Genomic DNA, 12,560 nt, shown 5'->3' with positions numbered 1-12,560 from the left:
GCACGCTGAAAACCCGAATACCAACGTCGATTTGGTTCTAACCGCAACATCTGCACGCGTTGAAATACCAGGCGATACAACCGGGTATTCATTTGCAATTTAAATACGCCAAAACACAAAGATCAGGGAGATATCACCTTGTTTTCACAAGAAAAAAACAAAATATAAAACAGCATTGTTTGCTCAAGCACCCTGTTTTCCCTTTGACCGGGACATATCCATTCAACCTTCCTCAGGAGCGCACCAATTTCTCAAGCGCGGCATCCGCCAGAAAGGAAGAGCAGCTCTTGACCTTGTGCTCACGCACATAACGGTCGATACGCTGGATGACATAACCGGGTTTTACCGGCTATTGAAAACCCGGCTGCTCAACGCTGGAAACACATGACACCCATCGTTCATCGCCTTAGGCTTGAGCGCCGCCAAGCCAAACAGGGAACACCGATGGACCGCCTCACCGCCATGGAAACCTTCGTCCACGTCGTCGAAACAGGCTCGTTCTCCGCTGCCGCCAAGCGCCTGGGTATCGGCCAGCCCGCCGTCTCCAAAAGCATTGCGCAACTGGAGGCGCGCCTGGCGGTACGTTTGGTGCTGCGCTCCACGCGAGGCCTGACGCCAACCGAGGCAGGCCTGGCGTTTTTCGAAAAGGCGCGGCGCGCCATCGAGCAAGCCAACGCCGCCGACGATGCCGCCCGTGGTGCCGGCGCGGGGCTCATCGGCAACCTGAGGATCAGCGCCCCGGTGACCTTCGCCCGTATGCATATCGTTCCTCACCTGGGCCCCTTCCTGGCGCAATTTCCCGAATTGAATGTGGACGTGGTGCTCGATGACCGCAGCCTCAACCTGGTCGAGGAAGGCATCGACGTGGCGCTGCGCATGGGCAATCTGGTCGACTCGAGCCTGACGGCACGCAAGATCGGCGAATCGCCGTGCGTCATCCTGGGCACACCGGCCTATTTCGAACGCTTCGGCGAACCCGCCACGCCGGCGGATCTGTTGCAACACGAGGCCGTGATTTACACCCGCGGCGAAGGCGCGCATTGGAACTTCACCCAAGGCGACACGCAGTACCCGCTGCTCGCCCATGGCCGCGTCCGCGTGACGGCGGCCGAAGGCGTGCGCGCTGCGGTGTTGAGTCATCTGGGATTGACCTTGTCGTCTACCTGGATGTTCGCGCCGGAGCTGGCCAGCGGCGAGGTGAAGCCGGTGCTGACCGACTGGGCATTGCCGGCCCGCGATTTATGGGCGGTGTTCCCGACCGGCAGGATGGCCAGTGCTAAGGCGCGGGCGTTTGTGGAATATGTGGAGCAATTACTGGCCGGGGCCCTGCGCCCAGACTAAATGGCGAAGCTACACACTGTAGTGAGCGGGCTTGTCCCGCGCTGGGGGGCGAAGCCGCCCCAATAAAGCCACCGCGGTGCTTCAGCTAGAACCGAGTCGCCTGGGTTGGGGCGGCTTCGCCACCCAGCGCGGGACAAGCCCGCTCACTACAGGTTCGTGTCGATACCCATGGCCATGTCAGGCGCGCGCCGAATTCCCGTGGTCGAGGCTACACAGCAGGCGTTCTACCGTATGTTCCAGGGGCCCGGAGTTATCCAGCACCAGCAACCCCGCGCGATTGCCGGTGATCAACTCGGCGGTAAACCCCGCATTGCGTGCTAGCCGCGCCTCGATATCCACCAGCGCTTCACGCCCGCGCGCGATCAAGCGTTGGCGCAGCACCGCCTGGTCGACCGTCAGCAGCAGCACCAACGCCGTCGGGTAACGTTCGCGCGTCTGCGCCAGGTGCGCGCGGGAGCCGTTGACCAGCACATCATCACCCGCCGCCAGCCAGTCGTCGATCTGCCGGGGAATGCCGTAAGACAAGCCGTTCGCCTGCCAACTGAGGGCAAACGCGCCCTCGGCCTGCATCGCGGCAAACTGCTGCGGGCTGACGCCCTGCGCCGCCTCGCCCACCGCTTCGGCCGAGCGGGTGATGACGCGGCGCACGATGCGGCAACCGCGCTCGGCCAAGCGTGCGCGTGCGGCGTCCAGCAGGCTGTCCTTGCCCGAGCCGGAGGGCCCGATGAGATAGATCAACCTGCCTGCCATCAAAACACCCTCTTCACTTGTCGACCGCGGCCACATTACCGGAGTACCACCCGCCGCGCACTACGTTCGGTGCGCCCATCAAACTGGTAACGGCCGTTGTACAGACCGGTGAGATGGCACGGCTGTTGATGCAGGAACGCTGGATCTGGAGTGTCCTGTGTCCTGATGGGCTGAGATGATCTCCTGTGGGAGCGGGCTTGCTCGCGAATGCGGTGGTTCAGTCAACGGATGCAGTGACTGACACACTGCATTCGCGAGCAAGCCCGCTCCCACATTTGGCTACGCGTTGATGTAGAGGATGTATTTCAAGGCCAACAAAAAAGGCGACCCGAAGGTCGCCTGTTGTCATTGCGCGTACTGCTTGCTCAGCCCTGGCGGCACGCCCTGCACGTTGGTCTCTTCCCACGGCCCGTTGGGGCTGATCGAACGGCTCCAGCCGTTGCTCCAGCGGTAGTACGTGCGCTGGCGGTAGAACGTATCGGGCTGGTCGTCGAGCACATACACCTGCATCTTGCCGTCCCAGTGGCTGGCCGCGCCCGGTGGTGGGGCGAAGGTCGGGGACTTACTCGGCAGCGGCTTCGGCGGCGGGGTCACCGGGCCGGAGGGTTTGGTGCTCGGCTGGGTCGAAGGGCCCGAGGGCGGGATGGTCGGGCCGGTGGGCCCCGGAGGTGGGCGGTGGACCGCACAGGCGCTCAGGCCCAGTACCAGGCTGAGCAGGGTGATGCGTGCAAATGCGATCATGGGCGTTTCCTCGAAATTACTTGTCCGGAGTGTCGATGGTCAGTTGCTGCAGCGCGGTGGTGCTGCTGGCCAGGGGTTGGCTGCGGCCGATCCACTCGCCCGTGGTCGGAAGACCTGCCCGGGATATGCGTGCAACCAGTTGGACTTCAGGGAAGTTGGACAGTTTCAACTGCGGCATCATCGCGTCGGCATCGCCCAGTTCGACGGTGACCGGCAGCTCGGCGACAGTGACGCGCTTGGCCGCCAGCGGCGCCGGCGGGCCGTTCACGGCGCGGGCGAAGATGAATACGCTGTCGGTCGGCAGGGCTTTGGCTTTGACCTCGGCGGATAAATCTACACGCACTTTCATGACGCTTTTTTGCGCGACAGTGCCACCGCTCTCCTTGAGCTTTTGCGCAGCGCGATCAATCCCGCCCTGCAGTGCGGCGCGGGAGTTGTCCTGCGCTGGCAGTTGCACCAGCAGGCGGCTCCAGTAGTCGATCGCTTCCTGATAACGCTGGCCTTCAAAGGCTGCGATCCCCAGCAGCCCGAGGCTGGTGACTTCCTTGGGATCGAGCTTTAACGCTTCGTCGGTCAACGCCTGGACCTTGGGCGACCACTGTTTGTTGTCGGCAAAGTACTGCGCCTGGGCCCACTGGCCGAGCAGTTCCGGCTGGCGGCCGGCCAGGGCCACGGTGCGTTCGAAAACTTTGGCGGCATCAGCCGGACGATCCTGGGCCATATAAGCGCGGCCGAGGAAGTACAGGCCTTCGGCCGAATCCGGTTGGGCCACGGCGGCGCGTTCCAGGCGCTGGGTCATGTCTTGCATGGACACCGGCGGCTGGGAGAATTCGCGGGTCAGCTCGACCTTGTCGCTGGCGCCGAAGTGCAGGTACAGGCCGAGGCCAAGCACGGGGACCAGCACGGCAGCGAGCAAGGGCAGCGGTTTGCCCAGGCGCGATTCGCGGGGTTTTTCCACGCCTTCGGTATCGGCCAGCAATTCACGGGCCGCTTCGGCGCGGCCGCTGTCGAGTTGCGCGGCATTCAGCACGCCTTCGTCCTGCTGCACTTGCAGTTCGGCGACGCGCTCCTGGTAGAGCGCCACGTTCAGCGCGGTGCGGTCTTCTTCGCGCTGGGCACGGCGGCCACGCAGTACGGGGATCAGCAGGAAACTCAGGGCAATCAGAAGCAGCAAGCCGGCTGCGAGCCAGAAATCAATCATCAGTCTTGGTGTCCAGCAATTGGTCGAGGCGTTTACGCTCTTCAGGGGACAGCGCGTCGGCGCCATCGGCAGGCGCGGCGCGGCGGCGGCGCACGATCACCGCCATCACCACCACGCCGGCCAGCAGCAGCCCGGCGGGGCCGAACCAGAGCAACGCGGTCTTGCCGGTGAGAGCCGGTTTGTAGCGCACGAAATCACCGTAGCGGTCGACCATGAAGTCGATGATCTGCTGGTCATTCTTGCCCTCCCCCAGCATGCGGAAGATTTCCCGGCGCAGGTCGGTGGCGATGGGCGCATTGGAGTCGGCGATGTCTTGGTTCTGGCACTTGGGGCAGCGCAGTTCCTTGGTCAGGTCGCGAAAGCGCTGACGCTCGGCGTCGTTGGCGAATTCGTAGGTGTCGATGGCGGCCTGGGCCACGCCGGCCAATCCCAGCGCCAGCACCGCAGCGGCGAGCAGACGCTTCATGGCGTGGCCTCGTCGACCAGCGCCTGGTACTTGGCGGCCAGTTGTTCGCGCCACACCACCTCATCGATCACACCGACATACTTGTCGCGGATCACGCCCTTGGCGTCGATGAAGAAGGTTTCCGGCGCGCCATAGACGCCGAGATTCAGGCCGAGGTTGCCGTCTTCATCGCGGATATCCAGTTGATACGGGTTGTGAAACTCGGCCAGCCACTTCAAGGCCGCCGCGTTGTCGTCCTTGTAGTTGATGCCGTAGATCACCACGCCCTTTTCGGCCAGCTTGTTCAGCACCGGGTGTTCGACGCGGCAGGAGATGCACCAGGTGCCCCACACATTGACCAGCGCCGGCTTGCCACGCAGGTCGGCCTCGGTCACGGTCTTGTCGCCCTGTACCGTCGGCAGGGAAAACGCCGGGAACGGCTTGCCGATCATTGCTGAGGGCAACTCGGCCGGGTCCAGGTAAAGACCGCGATACAGAAACACCGCCACCACCAGAAACAACGCCAGCGGCACGACCATCAACCAACGCTTCATACCGCCGCTCCTTGCAGGCCGAGGGCTTCACGCACCCGGCTCTTGACCTTGACCCGATACCTGCGGTCCAGCGCCGCGAGCAAACCACCAAACCCGGTAAGCAAACCGCCAAACCAGATCCAACGCACGAACGGCTTCACATGCACCCGCACCGCCCACGCCCCCTCGCCCAGGGGTTCACCCAGGGCCACGTAGAGGTCACGGGTGAAGCCTGCGTCGATGCCCGCTTCAGTCATCATCGAACTCTGCACGGTATACAGGCGTTTTTCCGGGTGCAGCACGGCGATTTGCGTGCCGTTGCGCACGACGCGCACGGTGCCTTTGTCGGACGTGAAGTTGGGCCCTTCAAAGTGCCTGGCGCCTTCGAAGATGAACTGGTAACCGCCCAGGTCCATGGACTCGCCCGGCGCCAGACGCAGGTCGCGCTCGGCGCTGTTCTGGCTGGAGAGCACCACGCCCAGGGCACACACGGCGATGCCGATATGCGCGATCTGCATGCCCCAGTAGCTGCGGGTCAAAGTCGGCAGACCTTTGAGCAGGCCCTTGTGGCGAGTCTTGTCGGCGATATCGCGCACGCCGGCCAGCAACACCCAGGCCGCAAGCAGGAAAGTAGCGAGCACCGCCCAGTTGAAGTCGCCATAGGCGACACCTGCGATCACCGCCAGGGCCACGCTGCCCAGCAACACCGGCATCAGCATGCCTGCCAGCCATTTGACAGGGGTGTCTTTCCAGCGCACCAGCATGCCGACGGCCATCACCACCATCAACAGGCCCATCAGCGGAATAAACAGCGCGTTGAAGTACGGCGGGCCGACGGACAATTTGGCGCCGCTCAAGGCATCCAGCACCAGCGGATACAGGGTACCGAGCAGGATCATCGACGCGGCCACCACCAGCACCAGGTTGTTGCCCAGCAGCAGGGTTTCCCGCGACCACAGGTTGAAGCCGACCTGACTCTTGACCACCGGCGCGCGCAACGCGAACAACGTCAGCGAGCCGCCGACCACAAACAGCAGGAAGATCAGGATGAACACGCCGCGCGCAGGATCAGAGGCAAACGCATGCACCGAGGTCAGCACGCCCGAACGCACAAGGAAAGTGCCGAGCAGGCTGAGGGAAAACGCGGCGATGGCCAGCAGCACGGTCCAGCTCTTGAACACGCCGCGCTTTTCGGTGACGGCCAGCGAGTGAATCAAGGCGGTGCCGACCAGCCAGGGCATGAAGGAGGCGTTTTCCACCGGGTCCCAGAACCACCAGCCGCCCCAGCCGAGTTCGTAGTAGGCCCACCAGGAGCCCAAGGTAATACCAATGCCGAGGAACGCCCAGGCGACGATAGTCCATGGCCGCGACCAGCGCGCCCAGGCCGCATCCAGGCGGCCGCCGAGCAAGGCGGCGATGGCAAAGGCGAACGCCACCGAGAACCCCACGTACCCCATGTAGAGCATCGGCGGGTGCACGATCAGGCCAATGTCCTGCAGCAGCGGGTTGAGGTCGTGACCGTCCACCGGGATCTGCGGCAGGATGCGGCTGAACGGGTTGGAGGTCATGATCAGGAACAGCAGGAAGCCGATGCTGATCATGCCCATCACCGCCAGCACACGGGCCAACATGACTTGCGGCAGTTGCCGCGAGAACACCGACACGGCGAAGGTCCAGCCGCCGAGGATCAGCGCCCACAGCAGCAACGAGCCTTCGTGGGCGCCCCACACGGCGCTGAACTTGTAGTACCAGGGCAAGGCGCTGTTGGAGTTATTGGCGACATAGGCGACGGAAAAATCGTCAGTCATAAAGGCGTAAGTCAGACAACCAAATGCGAACAGCAAAAAGGCGAACTGGCCCCAGGCGGCCGGCTGCGCCAGGCTCATCCACAGGCGGTCGCCGCGCCAGGCGCCGAGCAACGGCACCACGGCCTGGACCATGGCGAAGCACAGGGCGAGGATCATCGCCAACTGGCCCAGTTCCGGAATGAACAGTGCGGACGTCATCACTTAGCCCTCCTTCGCAGGCTTTGAATTTAAGCCAGGAGCGGATTGGCCGCTGTCTTTCAAAGCCTTGGTCACTTCCGGCGGCATGTATTTTTCATCGTGCTTGGCCAGGACCTCGTCGGCCACTACCACACCGTCGGCGTTGAGCTTGCCCAGGGCGACGATGCCCTGGCCTTCGCGGAACAGGTCCGGGAGGATGCCGCGGTAGGTGATGGTCACGGATTTGCTGAAGTCGGTGACCACGAAGGTCACGTCCAGGGAATCGCCGGAGCGCTTCAAGGAGCCCTTCTCCACCATGCCGCCGGCGCGTATGCGCGTATCGACGGGCGCTTCGCCGTTGGCGATCTGGGTCGGGGTGTAGAACAGGTTGATGTTCTGCTGCAAGGCGCTCAAGGCCAGAGCCACGGCAATGCCGACGCCGGCCAGGATGGCAAGGATGATCAACAGACGCTTTCTACGCAGCGGATTCACTTTTCGGTCTCCCGGCGCAGACGACGCGCCTCTTGTTGCAGGTAACGCTTGCGGGCCAGGATCGGCGCGGCGACGTTGAGGGCCAGCACCGCCAGGCAGATACCGTAGGCCGTCCAGACATAAAGGCCGTGATGGCCCATGGCGAGAAACTCGCTGAAAGAAGCAAAACTCATGCACGCGCCCCCAGGCTGTTTTGCACTTCGGCCTTGACCCAGCTGGCGCGGGCTTCACGTTTGAGCACTTCAAGGCGCATGCGCATCAGCAGCACGGCGCCGAAGAAGCAATAGAACCCCAGCACCATCAGCAGCAGCGGCGCCCACATCTCCACGGGCATCGCCGGTTTTTCGGTGAGGGTGAAGGTGGCGCCCTGGTGCAGGGTGTTCCACCACTCCACCGAGTACTTGATGATCGGGATGTTGATCACACCGACAATCGCCAGCACCGCGCAGGCCTTGGCGGCGCTGTCACGATTGCTGATTGCGTTGCCCAGGGCAATCAGACCGAAGTACAGGAACAGCAGGATCAACATGGACGTTAGTCGCGCATCCCACACCCACCACGAACCCCAGGTGGGCTTGCCCCAGATCGCACCAGTGACCAGCGCCACGGCGGTCATCCACGCACCGATGGGCGCGGCGCACTGCAGGGCCACGTCCGCAAGCTTCATCTTCCAGACCAGGCCGACGACACCGCACACCGCCAGCATCACGTAGCAGGACTGGGCCAGCATCGCGGCGGGCACGTGGATATAGATGATGCGAAAGCTGTTGCCTTGCTGGTAGTCCGGCGGCGCGAAGGCCAGGCCCCAGACCAGGCCGATGCCGATCAGCAACATCGCGGCGACACTCAACCACGGCAGCAGCCTGCCGCTGATGCCGTAGAACCATTTGGGCGAGCCGAGCTTGTGAAACCAGGTCCAGTTCATTGCTGTTTCCATCACGGGTGCTTCTTGTCGTTGCAAGAAGCCTAGGGTCTTTACTGACCAGACATAACGCTTGGTCAGACCTCATTATTCGCCGACGCTGATCTTCAGGCCGGCCGCTATAGCAAAGGGTGTCAGGGTTACCGCCAGGGCGGTCAGGCTACCCAGCCACAGGAGGTAACCGGTCGCCGGCATGCCCATGAGCGCGGCTTGCAAAGCGCCGCTGCCCAGGATCAACACCGGGATATACAAAGGCAAGATCAGCAGGGCCAACAGCAGGCCACCGCGCTTCAAACCCACGGTCAATGCCGCGCCCACCGCGCCCAGCAGGCTCAGGGTGGGCGTGCCGAGCAGCAGCGACAGGAGCAACACCGGCAGGCACTCGCCGGGCAACCCTAGCATCATCGCCAGCAACGGCGAGAGCAGCACCAGCGCCAGCCCGGAAAAAGCCCAGTGTGCCAGTACCTTGGCCAGTACCAGAAGTGGCAGGGGGTGCGGCGAAAGGACCCACTGTTCGAGGGAACCGTCTTCGAAATCGCTGCGAAACAGCCCGTCCAGCGAGAGCAATACCGATAACAGCGCCGCGACCCACACCAGTCCAGGAGACAAGGTTTGCAACAGTTTAGTCTCCGGCCCCACCGCCAAAGGGAACAACGCAATCACGATGGCAAAGAATACCAGCGGGTTGGCCAACTCGGCCGGGCGACGACACAGCAAGCGGGCCTCACGGGCAACCAACAGACCGAACACACTCACGGCAACCACCGCCCCAGGTCCAGGTCACGGTAACCGGCGGGCACGCGGGCCAGGGTGTGGTGGGTGGTGAGCACCGCCAGGCCGCCCTGCTCGCAGTGTCGGGCCAAATGTTCTTCCAACTGGGCGACGCCGTGTTTGTCGAGGGCCGTGAAAGGTTCGTCGAGAATCCACAGCGGCGGTCCCGGCAGGTACAAACGCGCCAGGGCCACGCGGCGCTGTTGGCCGGCGGACAGGGTGTGGCAGGGGACGTCCTCGAAACCCTTGAGGCCGACGGCGGCAAGGGCCTGCCAGATGGCATCACGGGAGGCACGATGATGCAGGGCGCCAAGCCAACTGAGGTTCTCTTCGGCGCTCAGCACGTCCTTGATACCGGCGGCGTGGCCGATCCAGATCAAGTTGCGCGCAAGTTCCGTGCGCTGTTGGTCGAGGGGCTTGCCGTTGAGTCGAACCTCTCCGGCCGTCGGCTGCATCAGCCCGGCCAGCAGGCGCAGCAAGCTGGTCTTGCCGCTGCCGTTGGGGCCGCTGACTTGCACCATGTCGCCGCCGGCCAGCCGCAGCTCAAGGTGCTCGAACAGCAGGCGCAGGTCGCGTTCACAGGAGAGCGCTACGGCTTCAAGAAGAGGGCTGGTCAAGAGATCGCGGGCCTTTACGGTTCAAGTCGGCGGTGCAGCGGCCGTTATAGAAAGAAGCACAATAACGGCTTTGGCGACCGATTTTAGAGAGCTGGATCAAATAGTTGTGAGGTTTTTAGCGCTCTCTTTGCAGACGGGCGGCATTATACATGCGATGCCCTACGCTAAAGAGGGCAATTTCCCCAGAGACGATGCGCACGATGACCGGCGAGATCAACCTTCCTACGCTCCCTCCCACGCCGGCCGCCGGGCAAACGCCCGCGCCCGCGGCAGGCGCCTTGCTGAAATTGCTGGAGCCGCAGATCGGCTTGATTGACCCTGGGAAAACCGCGAATGCCGAAGTCATCGCCCTCAAGCAAGGCGGTGAAGCTTTTCAACTGCTGCTCAAGCTGACCCTGGAAGGCGGCCGCCAGACCCTGGTGCAGGCCAGCAGCGCCCAACCCTTGCCGCTGGGCAGTAACGTGGCGGTGAGCCAGACGCCCGCCGGCAACCTGACCCTAAGCCTGCAACAGGCGTTGAGCGCGAATGTGGCGGCCCTCACGCGCATCGATACCGCCAAGATACCGGAAGGCACTCTGCTGCAAGCCAAGGTGCTGACCACCCAGATGCTGCCCCAGGGCACCGCGCAACCGGCGATCTACCGGTCGCTGGTGACGGTACTCAATAACGCCCTGGCCGGGGCGACGCTGACGCTGGAAAGCCCGCAACCCTTGCGCGTGGGCAGTTTGCTCAGTGCCGTGGTGCAGAACGCGCAGACCCTGAATTTCGTGCCGTTGAGCGGGCTCAAGGATCAATTGGCAATCACGCAGCAACTCTCCACCCAGCAAAGTCGCCAAGGCTCGCTGGATGCGGTGTTCACTGCGCTGCAGAACCTGCCGCGCGGCGACAGCACCTCCGCCGACCTGCGCGCCGCCGCCGATCGCTTGCTGGCTGCGTTGCCGGACCTGGCACAGGTGAGCAACCCCAAGGTGCTGGCCCAAGTGATCCAGAACAGCGGGGCCTTCCTGGAGGCCAAATTGCTCGCCGGGCAAAATCCGCAAGTACCGCCGCTGGACATGAAAGGCGCCTTGCTGCGCCTGATCGCCGATCTGGTGCCCGCCCTGCCCGTCAGCACCAATCTGAATGCCATCCTCGCCGCCAACACGCTGGCGCAGATGTTGCCCAACTTTGTCCGCAGCCCGCTCAATACCCTTGGCCAAGTCAGCGCACGGCAGGCGCCGGCCAGCTTCCCGCTGCCCGAGCGACTGATGGGCAAGCTGGAAGGCGAAGGCGACCTGGAAAACCTGCTGCGCCTGGCTGCCGGGGCGATTTCGCGGTTGCAGAGCCATCAGCTGTCGAGCCTGGAGCAGACCGGCACCACCGCCGACGGCCGCCTGCAAACCACTTGGCAATTGGAGATTCCCATGCGCACCCTGCAGGACATCGTGCCATTGCAGGTCAAGTTCCAGCGCGAAGAACCCGCGCCGGAGAAGGACCAGCCCGAACGCAAAGAAAAGAAAGACGCCAAACAGATGCTCTGGCGCGTCGAACTGGCCTTCGACATGGAGCCGCTGGGTCCGTTGCAGGTCCAGGCGCAACTGAGCCAGGGCAAACTGTCCAGCCAGCTGTGGGCCACTCGGCCGTTCACCGCCAGCTTGATCGAAAGCCACTTGGGCAGCCTGCGCGAACGCCTGGTGACGTCGGGCCTCAACGTCGGCGATCTCGACTGCCACCTCGGCACCCCGCCACGCGGGCCAAAAACCGGGTTGGAGCAACGCTGGGTGGATGAAACCGCATGAACCATTCCACCCCACCGCGCCAGGCGATTGCGCTTAAATACGATGGACAACAAGCCCCGACCCTGACGGCCAAGGGCGATGACGCCCTGGCCGAAGCCATCCTGAAACTGGCACGGGAAAACGAAGTGCCCATCTACGAAAACGCCGAGCTGGTGAAGCTGCTGGCGCGCATGGAACTGGGCGACAGCATCCCGGAAGAGCTGTACCGCACGATTGCCGAGATCATCGCGTTTGCGTGGACGTTGAAGGGCAAGTTCCCGGTGGGGTATGACCCACACGCCGCGCCGGTCGAGCGCGACGTGACCGAACGTGGGGATGATTACTGAGTTTTATCGGACTCACATCGATCCGACTGTGGGAGCTGGCTTGCCTGCGATAGCCATGGGTATCTACACAACTTTCAGTTGACCAATCTCCCTGTGGGAGCTGTCGAGCCTTAGCGAGGCTGCGAAAGCGGTGGGTCAGGCGAAAAAAATGCCAGCAGTGCCGCCGCCTTCGCAGCCTCGCTGGGGCTCGACAGCTCCCACATTTTGAACCGAGTTCGACATGAATACCGGTCGGCTCGAAGGCCGCCGCGCTTTGTTTTTGATCTTGATCTGGGGCGCCCCGTCAACCACGCTGGCCGGAATTCGACAGTGATTTGGGGGGTAAACCGGCAGGACGCCGGTTTAGCCGCCCCGCGCCATGGATGGCGCGTGGCGGCGGCCCCCAAAATCAATGTCGGATTACGGGCATGCCGAGCCTAGGCGAGGCACCGAGTGGTGGGGCGAAGCGTTTTTGGTTACTTTTTGCGCTCTTCAAAAAGTGACCCGCCGTAAGGGCGGAACCCTAAGCCGCCGTTACCGCAGCAACGGATATGTACTCGGTCAAGCCCAAAAAAACGGTCGGCCCGAAGGCCGCCAAGCAAGCTCCTCGCCACACACCGTTGAAAGTTGTGTAGATACCCATGCTGCGATAGCCCTAGGTCCCTAAAACTTTAAAAGG

The 12,560-nt window shown here is 63.1% G+C and carries 14 protein-coding genes and 1 pseudogene; 3 read left to right on the top strand and 12 right to left on the bottom strand.

Annotated features, from left to right (window positions below; translation table 11 throughout):
- Positions 1-232: 232 nt before the first annotated feature.
- A pseudogene (locus tag ACLH0H_RS21360) lies at positions 233-340 on the bottom strand (type II toxin-antitoxin system HicB family antitoxin); the annotation flags it as partial.
- A gap of 104 nt (positions 341-444) precedes the next feature.
- Here ACLH0H_RS21360 and ACLH0H_RS21355 point away from each other — a divergent pair.
- Positions 445-1,341, top strand: a complete 897-nt coding sequence (locus ACLH0H_RS21355; RefSeq protein ID WP_411379523.1) for a LysR family transcriptional regulator — start codon at positions 445-447, stop codon at positions 1,339-1,341.
- A 177-nt stretch (positions 1,342-1,518) separates the two neighbouring features.
- On the opposite strand, the gene phnN is transcribed toward ACLH0H_RS21355, so the two are convergent.
- The 11 genes from phnN to ccmA all read right to left on the bottom strand — a co-directional run bounded on the left by phnN (position 1,519) and on the right by ccmA (position 9,798).
- Positions 1,519-2,091 (bottom strand): phosphonate metabolism protein/1,5-bisphosphokinase (PRPP-forming) PhnN, encoded by a 573-nt coding sequence (gene phnN, locus ACLH0H_RS21350; RefSeq protein ID WP_411379522.1) that lies wholly within the window; start codon positions 2,089-2,091, stop codon positions 1,519-1,521.
- Positions 2,092-2,436: 345 nt separating this feature from the next.
- Entirely contained in the window at positions 2,437-2,832 is a 396-nt protein-coding gene (locus tag ACLH0H_RS21345; RefSeq protein ID WP_411379521.1) for a hypothetical protein, read from the bottom strand.
- A 16-nt stretch (positions 2,833-2,848) separates the two neighbouring features.
- Positions 2,849-4,033, bottom strand: a complete 1,185-nt coding sequence (gene ccmI, locus ACLH0H_RS21340; RefSeq protein WP_411379520.1) for a c-type cytochrome biogenesis protein CcmI — start codon at positions 4,031-4,033, stop codon at positions 2,849-2,851.
- Positions 4,026-4,499 (bottom strand): cytochrome c-type biogenesis protein, encoded by a 474-nt coding sequence (locus ACLH0H_RS21335; protein ID WP_411379519.1) that lies wholly within the window; start codon positions 4,497-4,499, stop codon positions 4,026-4,028. The genes ccmI and ACLH0H_RS21335 overlap by 8 nt, the downstream gene beginning before the upstream one ends.
- A complete protein-coding gene (locus ACLH0H_RS21330) occupies positions 4,496-5,032 on the bottom strand; it encodes a DsbE family thiol:disulfide interchange protein (protein WP_411379518.1) in 537 nt (178 codons plus the stop codon). Before ACLH0H_RS21330 ends, ACLH0H_RS21335 begins: the two co-directional genes overlap by 4 nt.
- Positions 5,029-7,017: a heme lyase CcmF/NrfE family subunit gene (locus ACLH0H_RS21325; protein WP_411379517.1), complete on the bottom strand. Its 1,989-nt coding sequence runs from the start codon at positions 7,015-7,017 to the stop codon at positions 5,029-5,031. The genes ACLH0H_RS21330 and ACLH0H_RS21325 overlap by 4 nt, the downstream gene beginning before the upstream one ends.
- 3 nt (positions 7,018-7,020) lie before the next feature.
- Complete coding sequence (ccmE, locus tag ACLH0H_RS21320; RefSeq protein ID WP_076950450.1) at positions 7,021-7,488, bottom strand: cytochrome c maturation protein CcmE; 468 nt, start codon at positions 7,486-7,488, stop codon at positions 7,021-7,023.
- Positions 7,485-7,661: a heme exporter protein CcmD gene (gene ccmD, locus ACLH0H_RS21315; protein WP_061435869.1), complete on the bottom strand. Its 177-nt coding sequence runs from the start codon at positions 7,659-7,661 to the stop codon at positions 7,485-7,487. Before ccmD ends, ccmE begins: the two co-directional genes overlap by 4 nt.
- Positions 7,658-8,413 (bottom strand): heme ABC transporter permease, encoded by a 756-nt coding sequence (locus ACLH0H_RS21310; protein ID WP_076950449.1) that lies wholly within the window; start codon positions 8,411-8,413, stop codon positions 7,658-7,660. Before ACLH0H_RS21310 ends, ccmD begins: the two co-directional genes overlap by 4 nt.
- An 84-nt stretch (positions 8,414-8,497) precedes the next feature.
- Positions 8,498-9,166 (bottom strand): heme exporter protein CcmB, encoded by a 669-nt coding sequence (gene ccmB / locus ACLH0H_RS21305; protein ID WP_411379516.1) that lies wholly within the window; start codon positions 9,164-9,166, stop codon positions 8,498-8,500.
- The gene (gene ccmA / locus ACLH0H_RS21300; RefSeq protein WP_411379515.1) at positions 9,163-9,798 is read right to left on the bottom strand and encodes a cytochrome c biogenesis heme-transporting ATPase CcmA; all 636 of its coding nucleotides are present in this window, start codon (positions 9,796-9,798) and stop codon (positions 9,163-9,165) included. The genes ccmB and ccmA overlap by 4 nt, the downstream gene beginning before the upstream one ends.
- Positions 9,799-9,998: 200 nt before the next feature.
- Between ccmA and ACLH0H_RS21295 the strand changes: the two genes are divergently transcribed.
- Together ACLH0H_RS21295 and ACLH0H_RS21290 are read left to right on the top strand one after the other, a co-directional pair.
- Positions 9,999-11,576: a flagellar hook-length control protein FliK gene (locus ACLH0H_RS21295; protein ID WP_411379514.1), complete on the top strand. Its 1,578-nt coding sequence runs from the start codon at positions 9,999-10,001 to the stop codon at positions 11,574-11,576.
- Entirely contained in the window at positions 11,573-11,902 is a 330-nt protein-coding gene (locus tag ACLH0H_RS21290; RefSeq protein ID WP_411379513.1) for an EscU/YscU/HrcU family type III secretion system export apparatus switch protein, read from the top strand. The genes ACLH0H_RS21295 and ACLH0H_RS21290 overlap by 4 nt, the downstream gene beginning before the upstream one ends.
- Positions 11,903-12,560 lie beyond the last annotated feature (658 nt).

Source organism: Pseudomonas sp. MPB26 (genome assembly GCF_046605355.1).
Lineage (GTDB): Bacteria > Pseudomonadota > Gammaproteobacteria > Pseudomonadales > Pseudomonadaceae > Aquipseudomonas > Aquipseudomonas cedrina.
This window is presented reverse-complemented; position numbering and strand designations above follow the sequence as displayed.